The 17,026-nt window shown below is 64.9% G+C and carries 19 protein-coding genes; 15 read left to right on the top strand and 4 right to left on the bottom strand.

Going from position 1 to position 17,026, the window contains the following annotated elements:
* The first annotated feature begins 179 nt into the window (after positions 1–179).
* From NKJ28_RS29560 to NKJ28_RS29540, 5 genes are all read left to right on the top strand, one after another.
* Positions 180–1,187 (top strand): aldo/keto reductase, encoded by a 1,008-nt coding sequence (locus NKJ28_RS29560; protein ID WP_352638108.1) that lies wholly within the window; start codon positions 180–182, stop codon positions 1,185–1,187.
* Between the two features lie 229 nt (positions 1,188–1,416).
* A complete protein-coding gene (locus NKJ28_RS29555; protein ID WP_352467966.1) occupies positions 1,417–2,367 on the top strand; it encodes a substrate-binding domain-containing protein in 951 nt (316 codons plus the stop codon).
* Positions 2,368–2,589: 222 nt separating this feature from the next.
* Entirely contained in the window at positions 2,590–4,158 is a 1,569-nt protein-coding gene (locus NKJ28_RS29550; protein WP_502898198.1) for a sugar ABC transporter ATP-binding protein, read from the top strand.
* Positions 4,155–5,171, top strand: a complete 1,017-nt coding sequence (locus NKJ28_RS29545) for an ABC transporter permease (RefSeq protein WP_352453856.1) — start codon at positions 4,155–4,157, stop codon at positions 5,169–5,171. Before NKJ28_RS29550 ends, NKJ28_RS29545 begins: the two co-directional genes overlap by 4 nt.
* A gap of 46 nt (positions 5,172–5,217) precedes the next feature.
* The gene (locus NKJ28_RS29540) at positions 5,218–5,715 is read left to right on the top strand and encodes a GNAT family N-acetyltransferase (protein ID WP_352638106.1); all 498 of its coding nucleotides are present in this window, start codon (positions 5,218–5,220) and stop codon (positions 5,713–5,715) included.
* Positions 5,716–5,911: 196 nt separating this feature from the next.
* Here NKJ28_RS29540 and NKJ28_RS29535 read toward each other — a convergent pair whose 3' ends face one another.
* From NKJ28_RS29535 to NKJ28_RS29525, 3 genes are read right to left on the bottom strand one after another with little or no spacing between them, the layout of a single operon-like run.
* Complete coding sequence (locus tag NKJ28_RS29535) at positions 5,912–6,052, bottom strand: hypothetical protein (RefSeq protein ID WP_352638105.1); 141 nt, start codon at positions 6,050–6,052, stop codon at positions 5,912–5,914.
* Between the two features lie 42 nt (positions 6,053–6,094).
* Entirely contained in the window at positions 6,095–7,726 is a 1,632-nt protein-coding gene (groL, locus tag NKJ28_RS29530; RefSeq protein WP_352638104.1) for a chaperonin GroEL, read from the bottom strand.
* A 56-nt stretch (positions 7,727–7,782) separates the two neighbouring features.
* Complete coding sequence (locus NKJ28_RS29525) at positions 7,783–8,097, bottom strand: co-chaperone GroES (protein WP_352579505.1); 315 nt, start codon at positions 8,095–8,097, stop codon at positions 7,783–7,785.
* A 338-nt stretch (positions 8,098–8,435) separates the two neighbouring features.
* Between NKJ28_RS29525 and NKJ28_RS29520 the strand changes: the two genes are divergently transcribed.
* On the top strand, positions 8,436–8,705 hold the full coding sequence (locus NKJ28_RS29520; RefSeq protein ID WP_352638102.1) for an usg protein: 270 nt from the start codon (positions 8,436–8,438) through the stop codon (positions 8,703–8,705).
* Between the two features lie 12 nt (positions 8,706–8,717).
* Here NKJ28_RS29520 and NKJ28_RS29515 read toward each other — a convergent pair whose 3' ends face one another.
* Complete coding sequence (locus tag NKJ28_RS29515) at positions 8,718–8,930, bottom strand: hypothetical protein (RefSeq protein ID WP_245274651.1); 213 nt, start codon at positions 8,928–8,930, stop codon at positions 8,718–8,720.
* A gap of 346 nt (positions 8,931–9,276) precedes the next feature.
* Between NKJ28_RS29515 and NKJ28_RS29510 the strand changes: the two genes are divergently transcribed.
* From NKJ28_RS29510 to NKJ28_RS29470, 9 genes are all read left to right on the top strand, one after another.
* Positions 9,277–9,753: an Hsp20 family protein gene (locus tag NKJ28_RS29510; protein WP_352638101.1), complete on the top strand. Its 477-nt coding sequence runs from the start codon at positions 9,277–9,279 to the stop codon at positions 9,751–9,753.
* Positions 9,754–9,782: 29 nt separating this feature from the next.
* Positions 9,783–10,292 carry an Hsp20/alpha crystallin family protein gene (locus NKJ28_RS29505; protein WP_352638099.1) on the top strand — a complete coding sequence of 170 codons (510 nt, stop codon included), beginning with the start codon at positions 9,783–9,785 and terminating at the stop codon, positions 10,290–10,292.
* A 63-nt stretch (positions 10,293–10,355) separates the two neighbouring features.
* The gene (locus NKJ28_RS29500; protein ID WP_352638098.1) at positions 10,356–11,036 is read left to right on the top strand and encodes a hypothetical protein; all 681 of its coding nucleotides are present in this window, start codon (positions 10,356–10,358) and stop codon (positions 11,034–11,036) included.
* 106 nt (positions 11,037–11,142) lie between these two features.
* Positions 11,143–11,745 carry a CDP-alcohol phosphatidyltransferase family protein gene (locus NKJ28_RS29495; protein ID WP_352638097.1) on the top strand — a complete coding sequence of 201 codons (603 nt, stop codon included), beginning with the start codon at positions 11,143–11,145 and terminating at the stop codon, positions 11,743–11,745.
* Between the two features lie 26 nt (positions 11,746–11,771).
* Positions 11,772–13,559, top strand: a complete 1,788-nt coding sequence (locus NKJ28_RS29490; RefSeq protein WP_352638096.1) for a bifunctional alpha/beta hydrolase/class I SAM-dependent methyltransferase — start codon at positions 11,772–11,774, stop codon at positions 13,557–13,559.
* 2 nt (positions 13,560–13,561) lie between these two features.
* Positions 13,562–14,905 (top strand): phosphatase PAP2/dual specificity phosphatase family protein, encoded by a 1,344-nt coding sequence (locus NKJ28_RS29485; protein ID WP_352638094.1) that lies wholly within the window; start codon positions 13,562–13,564, stop codon positions 14,903–14,905.
* Entirely contained in the window at positions 14,902–15,330 is a 429-nt protein-coding gene (locus NKJ28_RS29480; protein WP_352638093.1) for a hypothetical protein, read from the top strand. Before NKJ28_RS29485 ends, NKJ28_RS29480 begins: the two co-directional genes overlap by 4 nt.
* 8 nt (positions 15,331–15,338) lie before the next feature.
* Positions 15,339–16,001 (top strand): lysophospholipid acyltransferase family protein, encoded by a 663-nt coding sequence (locus tag NKJ28_RS29475; protein ID WP_031211476.1) that lies wholly within the window; start codon positions 15,339–15,341, stop codon positions 15,999–16,001.
* Between the two features lie 22 nt (positions 16,002–16,023).
* Positions 16,024–16,959: a phosphatidate cytidylyltransferase gene (locus NKJ28_RS29470; RefSeq protein WP_023675663.1), complete on the top strand. Its 936-nt coding sequence runs from the start codon at positions 16,024–16,026 to the stop codon at positions 16,957–16,959.
* Positions 16,960–17,026: the final 67 nt, after the last annotated feature.

Below are 17,026 nucleotides of genomic sequence, written 5' to 3'. Positions count from 1 at the left end.
GTTACTCACGCACAAGCCGCAAGGCGGCGTGCCTTAAGGATGGCCGAGAGCGTGTCGGCTGTCAATTTGGCGGTCGCTGCGAGCCGCGCGCGGTGGCGCCTCCCGCTCTGTGGAAACCGAGCCGGTGCGCTATATTGCCCTGGCGGCTTGGAACGCGATGCTGATCCGGAGAGCTTCACATGACATTGACGATGCGCAAACTCGGCAGCCAGGGGCTGCAAGTCTCGGCAATCGGTCTCGGCTGCATGGGCATGAGCCAGTCCTATGGCCCGGCCGACGAGGCGGAATCGACCGCCACGCTGCACCGCGCCATCGAACTCGGCTGCACCTTCCTCGACACTGCGGAAGTCTACGGGCCGTACGCTAACGAGGAACTGCTCGGCCGCGCGCTGAAGGGCCGGCGCGATGAGGTGACGATCGCGACGAAATTCGGCTTTCGCATCGAAAACGGCAAGCAAGTCGGCACCGAGCGCGACAGCCGGCCCGAACATATCCGCGAGGCTTTGGAAGGTTCGCTGAGGAGGCTCGCCACCGACCACGTCGACCTCCTCTATCAGCACCGCGTCGATCCGGCGGTCCCGATCGAGGATGTGGCGGGCGCTGTCGGCGAGCTGATCGCTCAGGGCAAGGTCCGCTTCTTCGGCCTCTCTGAAGCCGGCGCCGCCAATATCCGCCGGGCGCATGCCGTGCATCCGGTGTCGGCCGTGCAGAGCGAATACTCGCTATGGGAGCGCAATCTGGAACCGGAGATCATTCCGCTGCTGAAAGAGCTCGGCATCGGCCTGGTGCCGTTCTCGCCGCTCGGCCGCGGCTTTCTCACCGGCGACGTCAGGCGCGCCGAAGATTATCCGGAGGGCGATTACCGGCGCGGCGATCCGCGCTACCAGGGCGCCAACTATGACGCCAACATGCAGGCGGCGGCCACGGTACTCGACATCGCCGCCGCCAAGCGCGTCAAGCCTGGTCAGATCGCGCTGGCCTGGCTGCTCCACAAGGGGAGCGGCTTCGGCATCGACATCGTGCCGATCCCCGGCACCAAGCGCAGAAAATACCTCGAGGAGAACGTCGCCGCGGCTTCGATCAGGCTGGACCCAGCCGAGATGCAAGTGCTCGACGACGCGCTGGCGCCGGGAAAGGTCGCCGGGCCGCGCTACGGCGAGCGCACCATGGTGATGATCGATCGGTAGGTCTTGCCTGCTCCCGTTCTTGCGCAAAGCTCCGGCCTTGGCTAGCATCCGCCGGCAGGCACCGAGCGGAGGAGAACGTCGCGGTGGACCGGCTGGAGCGCCGTTGCGTCCCTTCAAACACGAGTTGGGCGCTCGAAGGACACTCCATTTTTGAATCGACGCAAGGAACCTTCCGGAAAACCCCTTCCGGTTTAGGGGTCGTGCGCTCATCTGGGAGGAGACTAAATTGATCAACAGACGTGAATTCCTGCTGTCGTCGGCGGCGATGGGCGCTTTGGCGCTGGCCGCTCCGCAACTGGCTTTTGCCCAGGACAAGCTGACCATCCTTGGTTCGGTGCCGAGCCTCGGCTTTCCGTTCTTCGTGCACATGCTGAACCAGATCAAGGCGGAAGCTCAGGCGCAAGGCGTCAACCTGATCGAGAGCGACGGCCAGAACTCGGCGCCCAAGCAGACCGCCGATATCGAGGCGGCGCTGGTGCAGAAGGTCAACGCCATCGTCATCTCGCCGCTTGACGTCAACGCGCTGGCCCCGGCCATCGAAGAAGCGGTGAAGGCCGGCGTTCCCGTCGTCACCATTGATCGCCGCGTTGAGGGCGTCGAGGGCATCCTCGCCCATGTCGGCGCCGATAACGTCAAGGGCGGCGAGGCCGAAGCGCAGGCCATGGTGGCGGCATTCCCGAACGGCGCCAAGATCTTCCATTTGCAGGGCCAGCCCGGCGCCGGCCCGGCGATCGACCGTAACAAGGGCGTGCACAACGTCCTCGATCCCATGAAGGACAAGTACCAGATCATCTTCGAGCAGACCGCCAACTTCGCCCGCGCCGAGGCGCTGTCCGTCACCGAGGCCGGCCTTGCCGCCAACGGCAAGCCCGACGCGATCATCTGCGCCAATGACGACATGGCGCTTGGCGCGGTTGAAGCCTGCGCGGCGCGCAACTTCACCGACGTCAAGATCTACGGCTTCGACGCGCTTCCCGAAGCGCTGGTCGCCGTGCGCGACGGCAAGCTGGCCGGCACGGTCGAGCAGTTCCCCGGCGAGCAGTCGCGCACCGCCGTGCAGATCGCCGTCGCCTACGCCAGGGACAAGACCGAGCCGAAGGAAAAGCTGGTGCTTTTGACACCGATCGTCATCGGCAAGGACAATCTCGACAAGGCGGAGAGGCTGGGCGAGACGAAGTAGGCGAAGCCGACGGGACAGCACCCCCCTCTGGCCTGCCGGCCATCTCCCCCTCAAGGGGGGAGATTGGATGTCACGTCGGCTTTCGCTAGTTTTCGATCTTGCAGAAGAGGCGAAGCCAATGAAGCTGCAATCTCCCCACTTGAGGGGGAGATGGCCGGCAGGCCAGAGGGGGGCGCTGCCTCGCCAGCCTTGCGTGACAACCGAATGATCGAGGAGCAAACTTTGCCCAAGGCAGCCGCCATCGCGCCCTCTCCCGCCCTGCTCACCGTCGAGGGCGTGACCAAGCGCTTTGCCGGCGTCACCGCGCTGAACGACGTTTCGCTCGAAGTCGGCCCCGGCGAGATCCTCGGCCTGCTCGGCGAGAACGGAGCCGGCAAATCGACGCTGCTCAAGATCCTGTCCGGCGTGATCCCGCCGTCCAGCGGCCGCATCGTCTTCGATGGGGTCGAATTCAGCCCGCACAATCCGCAGGATGCCAAGCGCCACGGCATCGTCACAATCTACCAGGAACTGAGCCTGATCCCGACGCTGACCGTGGCGGAGAATATCTTCATCGGCCGCGCACCGCTCGGCCGGTTCGGGCTGGTCAGTTGGCGGAAGATGGAGGAAGATTCGCGCGCGATCATCTCTCGCGTCGGCCTCGACCTCGACCCGGCGACGCCGGTGTCGGCGCTGTCGGTGGCCGAGCAGCAGCTGGTCGAGATCGCCCGCGCGCTATCGCTGAAGAGCCGCTTGATCATCATGGACGAGCCGACCTCGGCGCTGACCGAAACCGAAGTGCACAGGCTGATGTCGATCATGGACCGGCTGCGCAAGGATGGCGTCGCCATCATGTTCGTCACCCACCGGCTGGAGGAGGCCTCGGCGATCTGCGACCGCATGACGGTGCTGCGCGACGGCAGGCTGGCCGGCCATCTCGACCGCGAAGGCGGGCCGATCAAACTGCCGAAGATCATCGAGAAGATGGTCGGCCGCGCCGCTTCCGAGCTCTATGCCAGGCCGACGCAGCGCGACGTCGCCGGCGACGTCCGGCTCTCGGTGCGCGGCCTGCGCACGGTGCGCGATCCGCAGGCGCCGCACGCGATCGTGCTCGAAGGCGTCGATCTCGACCTCAAGGCGGGCGAAATCCTCGGCGTCGCCGGGCTCGTCGGCTCCGGCCGCACCGAGCTCGCCCGCGCCATCTTCGGCGCCGACCGCATTGCAGCCGGCACCATCATGCTCGACGGCAAGCCGATCGCGCCCGCCTCACCCGCCGACGCCATCGAGCTCGGCATCGGGCTGGTTCCGGAAGACCGCAAGCACCAGGCAATCTTCGCAGCACTCGCCATCCTCACCAATTTCTCGATCGCCGCGCTCGACCGCTACTCCAATGTCGGCTTCATGGCCGAGCGGCGAGAGCGCGAGGCGCTGGCGAACTATAGGAAGACGCTGTCGATCCGCATGGCCTCGCCCGAGCAGGCGATCGAGGGACTGTCCGGCGGCAACCAGCAGAAGGTCATCCTTGCCCGCTGGCTGGCACGCGACCCCAAGGTGCTGATCGTCGATGAACCGACGCGCGGCGTCGATGTCGGCGCCAAGGCGGAAGTGCACCAGATCCTGGTGGAGCTCGCGGCGCGCGGCATCGCCATCATGATGATCTCGTCCGAGCTGCCCGAAGTGCTTGCGGTGTCGGACAGGATCGTCACCATGCGACGCGGGCGCATTACCGGCGAGATGCCCGGTATCGAGGCGACCGAGGAGAAACTGATGGAACTGATGGCGCTCGACCAGAAGCAGGAAGCAACGCAATGACCAGCACGACCGAACGGAGCCAGCGCGGCGGCGTCAATATTGCGCGCCTGCTGATGAGCTTCGGCCCGCTGATGTTCCTGGCGTTGCTGATTGTCGTCTTCACCGTGCTGAAGCCGAGCTTCATCGACCCGATCAACCTGTTCAACATCATGCGCCAGATCTCGATCACCGGGCTGATCGCGCTCGGCATGACCTTCGTTATCCTTACCGCCGGCATCGACCTGTCGGTCGGCTCGCTGCTCGCCTTCTGCGGCATGGTCGCGGCGGTGGTGGCCAAGGGCGGCACCGCCAACACGCTGTCGCTGTCGACGTCGGGCACGCAAGGCTATGGCTGGTTCGCCGCCCTTCTCGCCGCCGTCGTCGTTGGCGCCGTGGCCGGCGGCGTCCAGGGCTTTGCCATCACCAGGCTGAAGGTGCCGCCCTTCGTCGTCACGCTCGGCGGCCTCACCGTGTTTCGCGGCCTGACCTTGACGATTTCCAATGGCGGCCCGATCTCCGGCTTCGACGCCTCGATGCGCTGGTTCGGTACCGGCCTGATCGGCCCGGTTCCGGTGCCGGCGATCATCTTCGCGATTGCCGCGATCCTATGCCATATCGTGCTGCGCTACACACGTTACGGCCGCGCGGTCTATGCCGTCGGCGGCAATGCCGAGGCGGCACGGCTCTCCGGCCTGCGTGTCGACCGCATCCTGATCTCGGTCTACATCATCGTCGGCTTCTTCGCCGGCCTCGCCGCCTTCGTTTTGTCGGCGCGGCTCAACTCCTCCGAAGCCGTGGCCGGCATCGGCTACGAGCTGACGGTGATCTCGGCGGTCGTCATCGGCGGCACCTCGCTGTTCGGCGGCATCGGCAGCGTCGGCGGCACGGTGGTCGGTGCAGGACTGATCGGCGTCTTGCAGAACGGGCTGCAGTTCAACAACGTCTCGTCCTACACGCAAAGCATCGTCATCGGCCTGATCCTCATCCTCGCCGTGGCCTTCGACCGCTGGCTGAAATCGCGGGTAAGGCGGTGATGGCGGAGCGAACGCTGCGGTGCCATAAACTGCCCGGGAGGTGCCAATGCCCCAAATAAGAACCATGACCGAACAGGACGTTCCGGCGGTGTCGCGGCTGCTTGGAGGGTCCTGGCGCTACACCTATTCGCCGATCCTGGGTGCCGAGACCACGGCACGGCTTTCGGATGAGAGGCACGCGCCGGAGCGGCTGGCGGCCGAGCTCAGGGACGACAGCAAGATGTCCTTCGTCGCCGAGCGGGCTGGCGGCTCGCTCGCCGGTTATGCGATGGCAGCGATGGACGACAAGGGCGAGGTCGTGCTCGAGCGGCTCCATATAGACAAAAGCGAGTACGGCACCGGTCTTGCCGCCAACCTGCTGCATGCCGTTCTTGCCGCGCATGCGGGTATTCCCAGCATCGCCCTGGAAGTGATCGAGGGCAACGACCGCGCAATCGCCTTCTATCGCAAGCACGGCTTCGAGGTCGTCGAGCGCCGGCCGGCTGCACACGGCGTGGGCGGCCACGCCTCGCTGATCATGCGCCGGCTGCTGCCACGGGCTTAGCAAGCGAAAGCGGCTGAGCGCGTAATCTCCCCCCTTGAGGGGGAGATGTCCGGCAGGACAGAGGGGGGCGCCACGCGTGAAGCGCCAACCTTCTCTTTCGTCCCACAGGGCGTCGCGCCAGGACGTACCGACCCCCTCTGTCGCCTTCGGCGACATCTCCCCCTCAAGGGGGGACATTGGCGACTTCTCCGACCGCTCAGGCCGGGGCGTTGACGCGCTGTGCGCGCGTTGCCCAGTCGGCAACCGTCGCGCCAGCAACGCTCTCGCCGGCAACCATCCCGTTCGTCTGCGGCGCAAGCAGGTCGTTGCGGCGGGCGAAGGCGACGAAGGCGGACACGGTCCATCTGCCGTTTCGAAGTCGCGCTTTGGAAGCCTGGCCTTAGAAGTCCATGCCGCCACCGCCGGGCATCGGAGGCATGGGCGTTTCCTTCTTCGGCTTCTCGGCCACCATCGCCTCGGTCGTCACCAGCAGGCCGGCGACAGAAGCGGCGCCCTGGAGAGCAGTGCGCACGACCTTGGCCGGGTCGATGACGCCTTGACTATAGAGGTCGCCGAACTCGTTGGTCTGCGCGTTCCAGCCATAGCCGAAATCGGCCGTCTCGCGCAGTTTGCCGACGATGATCGAGCCTTCCGCACCGGCGTTCTCGGCGATCTGGCGCACCGGCGCTTCGATGGCGCGACGCACGATCTCGACGCCGGTCTTCTGGTCGGGATTGTCGACGGCGACGTTGTCGAGCGCCTTCGCCGCCCTGAGCAGCGCTACGCCGCCGCCGGGCAGGATACCCTCCTCGACCGCCGCGCGTGTGGCGTGCATGGCATCGTCGACGCGATCCTTGCGCTCCTTGACCTCGACCTCGGTCAAGCCGCCGACGCGGATGACGGCGACACCGCCAGCGAGCTTGGCCAGCCGCTCCTGCAGCTTCTCGCGGTCGTAGTCGGAGGTGGTTTCCTCGATCTGGGCCTTGATCTGGCTGATGCGCGCCTGGATTTCATCCTTGCGGCCGGCACCGTCGACGATGGTGGTGTTCTCCTTCTCGATCAGCACCTTCTTGGCGCGGCCGAGCATCTCCAGCGTGACGTTCTCAAGCTTGATGCCGAGGTCTTCCGAGATCGCCGTGCCGCCGGTCAGGATGGCGATGTCTTCGAGCATGGCCTTGCGGCGGTCACCAAAGCCCGGCGCCTTGACGGCTGCAACCTTCAGGCCGCCGCGCAGCTTGTTGACGACAAGCGTCGCCAGCGCCTCGCCTTCGACGTCCTCGGCGATGATCAGTAGCGGCTTGCCGGATTGCACGGCGGCTTCGAGCACGGGAAGCATGGCCTGCAGGTTGGACAGCTTCTTCTCGTGGATCAGCACATAGGGTTCTTCGAGCTCGACGCGCATCTTATCCTGGTTGGTGATGAAATATGGCGAGAGATAGCCGCGGTCGAACTGCATGCCTTCGACCACTTCCAACTCGGTCTCGGCGGTCTTGGCTTCCTCGACAGTGATGACGCCCTCATTGCCGACCTTTTCCATCGCCTCTGCGAGGAAGCGGCCGATCTCGGCATCGCCATTGGCAGAGATGGCGCCGACCTGAGCGATTTCGTCGTTCCTGGTCACCTTGCGGGCATTGGCCTTCAGTTCGGCGATGATTGCTTCGACCGCCTTGTCGATGCCGCGCTTCAGGTCCATCGGGTTCATGCCGGCAGCAACCGCCTTGGCGCCTTCCTGGACGATCGACTGCGCCAGAATCGTCGCGGTCGTGGTGCCGTCGCCGGCGGTATCGCTGGTCTTCGAGGCGACCTCGCGCACCATCTGCGCGCCCATGTTCTCGAACTTGTCCTCAAGCTCGATCTCTTTCGCCACCGTCACGCCGTCCTTGGTGATGCGCGGCGCGCCGAACGATTTGTCCAAGACAACGTTGCGGCCCTTGGGACCGAGCGTCACCTTCACCGCATTGGCGAGGATGTCGACGCCGCGCAACATCTTCTCGCGCGCTTCGGTATGAAATTTCACATCTTTGGCAGCCATTGGAACACTCCTCGATAGGCAGCTTTTCGTTGACTGGAATGCTTGTTCAGGCCCCCTCAGGCAGCCTTCTTCATCTCGCCCGTGGCTTCGATCACACCCAGCACGTCGCCCTCTTTCATGATGAGCAGATCCTCGCCATTGAGTTTGATCTCGGTGCCGGACCATTTGCCGAACAGAATGCGGTCGCCGACCTTGACGTCGAGCGGCTGCAACTGGCCGCTGTCGTCGCGCGCGCCGGGGCCGGCGGCGATGACCTCGCCCTCCTGCGGCTTCTCCTTGGCGGTGTCGGGGATGATGATGCCGCCCGCGGTCTTTTCGTCGACCTCGATGCGGCGGACCAGGATGCGGTCATGCAATGGACGGAACGCCATGTCGTTCTCCTCTCGGGACAAACAGATTTTCGAACATCCTCCTGACCGGACCGGCAATATCGGCCCGGCACGGGGCGCGCGACCCCTTCATCAGGCATCGCGCGCATACGAACTAGTCGCGCTTTTTTCAGCTTTCAAGAGGATCATGCAAAAATTTTAGCACTCGACGCCTGAGAGTGCCAATACGCTGTAATTGTTCGCACATTCGCCGTTTCCGGCGCGATGACCCGGCCGGATTTCCAAATCTGTCCGTCTCCTGAGCCGCTTGCGGCGGCTGGAACCTATGTGGAAGGCGAGGCGTTTTGCAGACGGAGGTTCATTGGGAAAGGAAGGATTGCATGATCAGCAGGGACTTTCAGCTCCAGATGCAAGGGTTTGGCCTCACCACGGCGGAGATCCACTACCGCCTGCCCGATCATCGAAGCCTTCTGCAGCTCTACATCTGGCAGGAATACGATATTGCCCCCGATTTCCCGACGCTGAAGCATTTCCTCGATTTCTGGGAGCGCGAGATCGAAGGCCCGCTGCATTCGGTGCGCGTCGCCCATCATCACCTGATCCAGCCCTCCGCATGGCGGGCCGTAAACGGCATTATCACCGTCCACTGAGGAGCAAGCCGGTTATTCCTCCTCGTCGGGCCCTTGCAGCAGTTCGATCAGCGTCGCTACTCTTGCCGTCGGCAGCGGTCGGCCCTCGTTCACCAGCGCCTCGTCGGCGGCGATCCAGGCCAGGGCCTCGCGCAATTCCTGGACCGTCCCGTCCGTCGCCGCAATGTCGGCGATCACGGCTTCGTCGACCGGGCCCAGCACAGAAATGATCTCGTCGCGTGTCATGGTCAGCTCCATCTGCGAGTGCCGGGAACGGGCCCGGCAACACAAGAAATCTGGGTCTTGACCTGCTGCAGACAATAACCGGCCGGGGAAGTCAGCGTTGGCAATTGAAACCAAACAGGCAATCTCCTGCCGGACATCTCCCCACAAGTGGGGAGATTGGCAGCCTCGCCGAACCGACCGAAAAACCGGCCCGAAAAACCGGCAACGCGAGAGCCACCGGGTCTTGACTTGCGGCGGACAATAACCAGATCGATGGCACCGGTCGCCGAAATGGGGCCGGCGAAACCAGGGAGCGCCCGCTCTTTGGCGCTCCTCGTATCTATGTTGCTCGATGGAGGATGTAGCTATGAGAACCGCATTCGACTTTTCCCCGCTCTATCGGTCGAGCATCGGCTTCGACCGCGTCTTCAACCTGCTGGAAAATGCGCCGCAGGCTTTCGACGCCTGGCCGCCCTATGACATCGCGCGCAGCGGCGAGAACAACTACCGCGTCACCATCGCCGTAGCCGGGTTTTCCGAGGACGACCTCGAAATCACCCATGAACCCAACCTCCTGATTGTCTCCGGCCAGCACAAGGAGCCGGACAACGCGGAGTATCTGCATCATGGCCTCGCCGCACGGCCCTTTACCCGCCGTTTCGAGCTTGCCGATCACGTCAAGGTCGCAGGCGCCTCGCTCGACAACGGCCTGCTCAGCATCGATCTGGTACGTGAGGTGCCCGAGGAGATGAAGCCCCGGCGCATCGCCATCGCGACCGATGTCGCCTCGCCGAAGACCGGGCCAAAGGTCGCGCAGGTCGAAGCAAACAAGCAGGCTGCCTGAATGCACCAGTCGAGAAAGGAGACTATGCAATGGCTATTCGTGATCTCATTCCCTGCGGCCGGGAGAACAATCAGGCCCCCAGCCTGTTCCGCAACGGCGATCGCGATCCGTTCCTGACGCTGCATCGCGAAATGGACCGCCTGTTCGACGAGGCGTTCCGCGGCTTCGACACGCGGCTGCCGTCGCTCGGTGGCTTCTCCGCCGCCCGCGTCAGCTGGCCCAGTATCGACATCGCCGATGGCGAAAAGGAGATCCGCGTCACCGCCGAGATCCCCGGCATGGACGCGAAGGACGTCGAGCTGCTGCTCGATGACGGCGTGCTGACGCTGCGCGGCGAGAAGCGCGAAGAGACCGAGGACAAGGACAGGCAGTTCTCCGAACGCTTCTATGGCCGTTTCGAGCGGCGTATCCCGCTCGGCTACGAAGTCGACGAAGACAGAGTGAACGCCGCGTTCCGGAACGGCGTGCTCAGCGTGACGCTGCCCAAGACGGAGCGCGCCCAGGCCAAGGCCAAGCGCATCGCCATCGGCAAAACCTGACAGCTCGCAGGACGACGCCCCCTTCTGTCCGCCGGTTGCGGCTGACAGAAGGGGCAAATGTCGATGACCCGTTCTCCCGACGCTCCGGTTCCGCCTGACCAGGCGCAGCACGCCCTGCAGTGCCTGACGACCGAGCATTTCGTCCTGCAAAACGCTCGCGCCGCGACCATTCAGGAAGCGAACCAGAGAGCCGATCTGTTCCTGACCTCGGTCTCGAGCGCAACGATTGCCTTGTCCTTCGTCGCGCAGGTCACGGAGATGGGCAGGCCGTTCGTGTTGTTCAGCCTGATCTTGCTGCCTTGCCTGTTCTTCATCGGCCTGGTCACTTTCGTGCGCGCTGTGCAGGTTGCCATCGAGGACATGGTGCATGCCCGCGGCATGGCCCGGATCCGCCACTATTTCGTCGAGCTGGCGCCCGTGCTGCAAAAATACCTTGTCAATTCCACGCATGACGACCCCTCGGCGGTGCTGGTCGACAAGGGCCTGAGACCCTCGCCGCTGCAATATTTCATGACCACCGCGGGGATGGTGGGCACGATCAATGGCGCCATTGCCGGCGTCTTCACCGGCATCGTTGTAAAGTCTGCGTTTGGCGGGGGCATGACGCCCGGCGTGATTTGCGGGCTGCTGGTCTTCGCCGCATGCATTCTCATCCTGCGGCGTTACCATAGTCGCGCCTGGGCGGCGGCCGAACAAAGTTTGCCCGCCCTGTTCCCGGGCGACACGGCCAAAGCGAGGACATAGCCGTCCGGCAAGTTTGCGGAAAGTGATGGGCGCCGCCCTTGCGTCTTGCGCGCCAATTGACCATCCTCGCCAACATCACTTTGCACCGCGGCCGGGGGGTTCGCACATGCCGACGCTTTATGCGCTGAAACCGGCCTTCCAGGCCAGGTTGCGGCCGCTTGCCGACGGACTGGCCAGAGCCGGCGTCACCGCCAACCAGATCACGTTGCTGGCCGCTGCCCTCTCGCTCGCCACCGGCCTTGTGGTGGCAGCCCTTGCCGGCCACCGCGTGGTCTTTCTGCTGATGCCGCTCGTGCTGTTTACGCGAATGGCGCTGAATGCGATCGACGGTATGCTCGCGAGGGAACATGGCCAGGCCTCGAAGCTCGGCATGTATCTCAACGAGCTCTGCGATATTATCTCCGACCTCGCTTTGATCCTGGCCTTTGCCGTCATTTTTCCTGCTTGGGGCGTCGTTGCATTCGCGATCGCGGCTATGATCGCGGAATTCGCCGGCGTGCTCGGCATCGCCGCAGGAACCGGGCGCAACTATGCCGGGCCGTTCGGCAAAAGCGACCGGGCGCTGGCGCTCGGCATCCTCGCCGTGCTTATCGCGTCCGGCCTGTGGGTCCCGGCGCTCACGCCGCTCGTGTTTCCGGCCATGGCTACACTCTCGCTGGCGACCGCCATCAACCGGATACGCAGCGGCCTTAACGGGAGCGGCAGCTGAATTCCGGTCTCGCCAGGGAGAACAACATGCTTCACCAACAGACGGTTGCCGCAGTGGCTTCAGCCAATATCGAGCGGGTGGCGCAGGAGCGCAGCTTCAAGAGCCATGACGGCACCGAGATCTTCTACTGCTATTGGCCGGCGCTGTCGGAAAACCGCAAGGGCGCCATCCTGCTGTTCCACCGCGGCCACGAGCATGGCGGCCGCATGGCGCATCTGGTCGACGAGTTCGAGATGCCCGACCACGCCTTCTATGCCTGGGATGCGCGCGGCAATGGCCGCTCCGCCGGCGAACGCGGCTATGCGCCGTCGTTTGCGGCGCTGGTGCGCGACATCGATTGTTTCGTGCGCGAGATTGGCAGCGACGGCTTTGCCCGGCGCGACATCGCGCTGATCGCGCAATCCTTCGGCGCCGTGCTTGCCGCCGCCTGGGTGCACGATTACGCGCCCGACATTCGCGCCCTGGTGCTGGCCTCGCCGGCCTTCTCGGTCAAGCTCTACGTGCCCTTCGCCAAGCAAGGCATTGCGTTGTGGCAGAAGCTGAAGGGCCGCTTCTTCGTCAATTCCTACGTCAAGGCGAAATTCCTGACGCATGACCCCGAGCGCATCGCCTCCTTCGACGCCGACCCGCTGATCACCCGGCCGATCGCCTCCAACATCCTGGTCGAGCTCTACGATCATGCCGCGCGCATCGTCGCCGACGCCCGCGCCATCACCGTGCCGACACAGCTTCTGATCTCCGGCAGCGACTGGGTGGTGCGGCATGGACCGCAGCACGAATTCTTCGTCAATCTGGCGAGTCCGGCCAAGGAGCGGCACGTGCTGCCCGGCTTCTTCCACGACACGCTGGGCGAGCGCGACCGCCACAAGGCACTCGACCTGATCAGGCCCTTCCTCGAAAGCCAGTTCGCGGCACCGGAAGAGCCGGTCGACCTGACCGAGGCCGACCGTGCCGGCTACACACGCGACGAGGCCGACCGGCTGGCCTCTCCGCTGCCGCTGCTGTCGCTAAGGGGCCTCTACTGGGCAATCAGCCGCGCCTCGATCCGCATGGGCGCCTGGCTGTCATCCGGCATGAAGACGGGGATTGCCACCGGCTTCGATTCCGGCTCGACGCTCGACTATGTCTATGAGAACGAGGCGCGCGGCATCAGCCCCATTGGCCGCATGATCGACCGCACCTTTCTCGATGCCATCGGCTGGCGCGGCATCCGCCAGCGCAAGCTGCATCTGGAGGAGCTGATCGGCAGCGCCGTTGAGACGCTGAAGGCCGCCGGCCGGCCGGTCCATATCGTCGATATCGCCGCCGGCCATGGCCGCTACGTGCTCGATGCCGTGCAGAAATGCGCCGCGCCGCCGGCAAGCGTACGGCTGCAGGATTTCTCCGAGCTCAACGTCTCGCTCGGCCGCAAGCTGATCGCCGAGCGCAAGCTGCCGGCGACCGTCTCGTTCCATCAAGGTGACGCCTTCGACGCCACGATGCTGGCCGGGCTCGACCCGGCGCCGGATCTCGCCATCGTCTCGGGGGTCTACGAATTGTTTTCCGACAATGCCATGATCGCCCGCTCGCTCGGTGGACTGGCCAGCGCCATGCAGCCCGGAAGCCTGCTCGTCTACACCAACCAGCCTTGGCATCCGCAACTCGAGATGATCGCGCGCAGCCTGACCTCGCACCGCGGCGGCCAGGCCTGGGTGATGCGCCGCCGCACGCAGACCGAGATAGACCAGTTGGTGGCGGCCGCCGGCTTCGAGAAGCTCGACCAGCGCATCGACCAGTGGGGCATCTTCACCGTTTCGGTCGCGCGGCGCGTCTGAGCATGGACTTGCCTGCCTCTGCCTTACCTCGCGATGCCCCTGCCCTTCCGGCCTTGCCGCGCGAGCCGTATCCCGGGATAGTCCTGCGCGCCGCATTGTGGCTGTCATTTCTGGCGCCGTTCTTCTACGCCACCTACGGCTTCGCCAATTGGCTGGCGTCGCGGCGCGACGATATCGGCAGCATCGTGTTCGGCTGGGAGCATGGCATCCCGTTCCTTGCCTGGACGATCGTGCCCTACTGGTCGATCAACCTGTTCTATGGCTTGTCGTTGCTGTTGAACAATTCGAAGAGCGGCGTCGACCGCCTTGCCGGCCGCTATCTGACGGCACAGATCGTCGCCGTCGCCTGCTTCATCCTGTTCCCGCTGACTGCGACGTTCGTGCGCCCGCAGACGAGCGGCCTGCCCGGCTTCATGTTCGCCGTGCTCGGCGGCTTCGACAAACCCTTCAACCAGGCGCCGTCGCTGCATATCGCGCTGCTGGTCATCATCTGGGACCATTGGCGTCACAGATTGACCGGCATCGCCGGCGTCGCCTGGCATGCCTGGTGTTTCCTGATCGGCGCCTCGGTGCTGACAACGTGGCAGCACCATTTCATCGACATACCGACCGGCGCGCTGCTCGGCCTTTTCGCGCTGTGGCTGTTTCCGCGCGACGGCGAGCTGCCGTTCGCCGGCTTCCGCCTGACCGGCGACCCGAAGGCGCGGCGGCTGGCGCTGTTCTATGCGCTCGGCGCAACCCTTGCGCTGGCCGGCGCCGCTGCCGGGGCATTGGTCTCGGCGCTATGGCTCATCCTGTTGTGGCCGGCACTGGCGCTGGCCATAGTCGCTTTCGCCTATGCCGGCGCCGGCGCCACGGTGTTCCAGAAAACAGCCGATGGCCGCGTGTCGCTGGCCAGCCGTCTTCTGCTGTGGGCCTACCGGGTTGCCGCCAAGGTCAATGTGTGGGCATGGACGCGAAAGCTTCCGGCGCAGATCGTCATTGCCGACGGTGTTTCCCTTGGTCGTTTTCCGACCGCCGCCGAGGCCGACGCCTTCGGCACGGTGATCGACCTTGCCGGCGAATTGGAAAGGCCGCGTGGCGCCTCGATCCGCTGGTTGAGCCTGCCCATGGTCGACCTTTTGCCGCCGTCTCGCGAGGCGCGTGCGCAAGCGGTGGCGGCGATCGACACGGCGCGGGGCCAGGGCACGGTGCTGGTCTGCTGCGCGCTCGGCTTCCAGCGCAGCGCCGCCGTCGTCGCCGAATGGCTGGTCGCCAGCGGCCGGGCCGCCACGCCGGATCAGGCGCGAGGCCAGCTCGCCGCCGCGGGCCGGCCTGTGCATCTTGGCATGGACGCGGCGACATGACCGCCTATCGTGACAAGGCCGAGACGTTCGCCGCCGGACTGATGGTGCAGGTGGCGTGGCCGCTGCTGTTGATTGCTGCTGCCTTGCTGGCGGCGCCGGTCATCGGCCTGGCGGCTGCGCCGCAAACATCGTCGCTGTCCGCGGCGGCCTGGCTGATCGCCGCCGCGGGTGCCATAGCCACAATTATTCTCTCGGCCCTGCTTTTATTCGACGCGCTGCTGTTCCGGCTGATGGCCAGCCACGCCAGCGAAGCAGGCGGCGGTGCGGCGATCGACGACGTGCTGGCGCGCATGCGGCTGAAACCCACGGCGGCCGGTGGCCGCTCGCTCGACCAGCGGATGGCCGGCACGCGCCGTCTGCTCGCCAAGCAGCGTATCGCGTTTGGCCTGTTCGCGGCGGCCTCGGTCGTCGCGGCATTCTTTTGAGCCCGTCCATGACAAAGCTTCGCGTCAGCACCTACACCTTGCTGCAGACGGTGACCTCGGTCGGCCTGTCGGCACTGGCCTGGGTGGTCACCGGAGTGCGGCCGATCTGGAACGGCAGCCAGCCATCGGACCGGCAGCGCATCTACTTCGCCAACCATGCCAGCCACGGCGATTTCATCCTGCTGTCGGCCTGCCTTAGCGAGAAGGAGCGCGCCCGTACCCATGCGGTGGCGGCCGCCGATTATTGGAGCAAGACGCGGCTGCGCCGTTTCATTGCCGAGGACATGCTGTCTTCCGTGCTGATCCACCGGCAGTGGACGGATGAAACGCAGCACCCGATCTCGATCATGCTGTCGGTGCTCGACCAGGGCCATTCGCTGATCCTGTTTCCCGAAGGCACGCGCAACATGACCGACGAACCGCTCCTGCCGTTCCGCTCCGGCCTCTACAATCTTTCGATGGCGCGGCCCGATGTCGAACTCATCCCGTGCTGGATCGAGAACATGTCGCGGGTGCTGCCCAAGGGGCAATTCGTGCCGGTGCCGCTGCTTTGCCGTGTCGTCTTCGGCGCGCCGATCGCCATTCAACCGGGTGAGGAACGCCGCGCCTTTCTCGACCGCGCCCGCGAAACGCTGCTGGCGCTCAACCCCCGGCCGCAGCGAGACGATTGAGGACCAAGGCAAGATGCTGCCGATGATGCACGAAACCCTCATTCTGATTGTCGGCCTGCTGGCGGTGCTGATCAGTGCCAGCGTCGTCGCCGGTGTCTTGTCATGGCGCGCGCCAAAGCCGTTGTCGCCGACGCTGGTCAACCTCACCCAGCGCATCAATGCCTGGTGGGTGATGGTGGTGGCGATCACCGTTGCCTTCTTCTTCGGCCGCCCCGGCATGACCATCCTGTTCGCGCTGATTTCGTTCGCCGCGTTGCGCGAATTCGTGACGCTGACGCACAGCCGCCGCAGCGACCACTGGGTGCTGCTCGGCATGTTCGGCATCGTCATCCCGTTCCAGTACTGGTTGGTGTGGACCGCCTGGTACGGCCTGTTCACCATCTTCATCCCGGTCTACTGCTTCCTGCTGATGCCGGCGATCACCGCGCTGCACGGCGACACCGAACGCTTTCTCGAGCGCGTCTCGGCGCAGCAATGGGCGGTCATGATTTCGGTCTACTGCGTCAGCCACGTGCCGGCGCTGCTGACGCTCGAGGTGCCAGGCTTCGAAGGCCGCAACCTGTTGCTGATCGCTTTCCTGATCATCACCGTGCAAGGCAGCGACGTGCTGCAATATATTTTCGGCAAGCTGTTCGGCCGGCATCTCCTGGCGCCGACGGTCTCGCCGTCGAAGACTTGGGAGGGGCTGGTCGGCGGGCTGGCGGCATCGAGCCTGCTCGGCGCGCTGCTGTCGTTCCTGACGCCGTTCTCGCCGCTGCAGGCAGCCGGCGTCGCCTTCATCGCCTGCCTGATGGGCTTCCTTGGCGGGCTGGTCGCCTCCGCCATCAAGCGCGATCAAGGCGTCAAGGACTGGGGCCATCTGATCGAAGGCCATGGCGGCATGATGGACCGTGCCGACAGCCTGGTCTTCGCCGCCCCGGTCTTCTTCCATACGGTGCGCTATTTCTGGACTGTATAAAGGTTGGCCCCGTTTGCCGCGGCGGACGGTTCAGCGCGACCTTGCGAAGATAACCTGATCCGTTTCG

Origin of the sequence: Mesorhizobium sp. M0145, assembly GCF_040322355.1 — a bacterium.
In the GTDB taxonomy this organism is placed as follows: Bacteria; Pseudomonadota; Alphaproteobacteria; order Rhizobiales; family Rhizobiaceae; genus Mesorhizobium.
The sequence above is the reverse complement of the archived record's forward strand: the minus strand, read 5'-3'. Positions and strand labels throughout refer to the sequence as shown.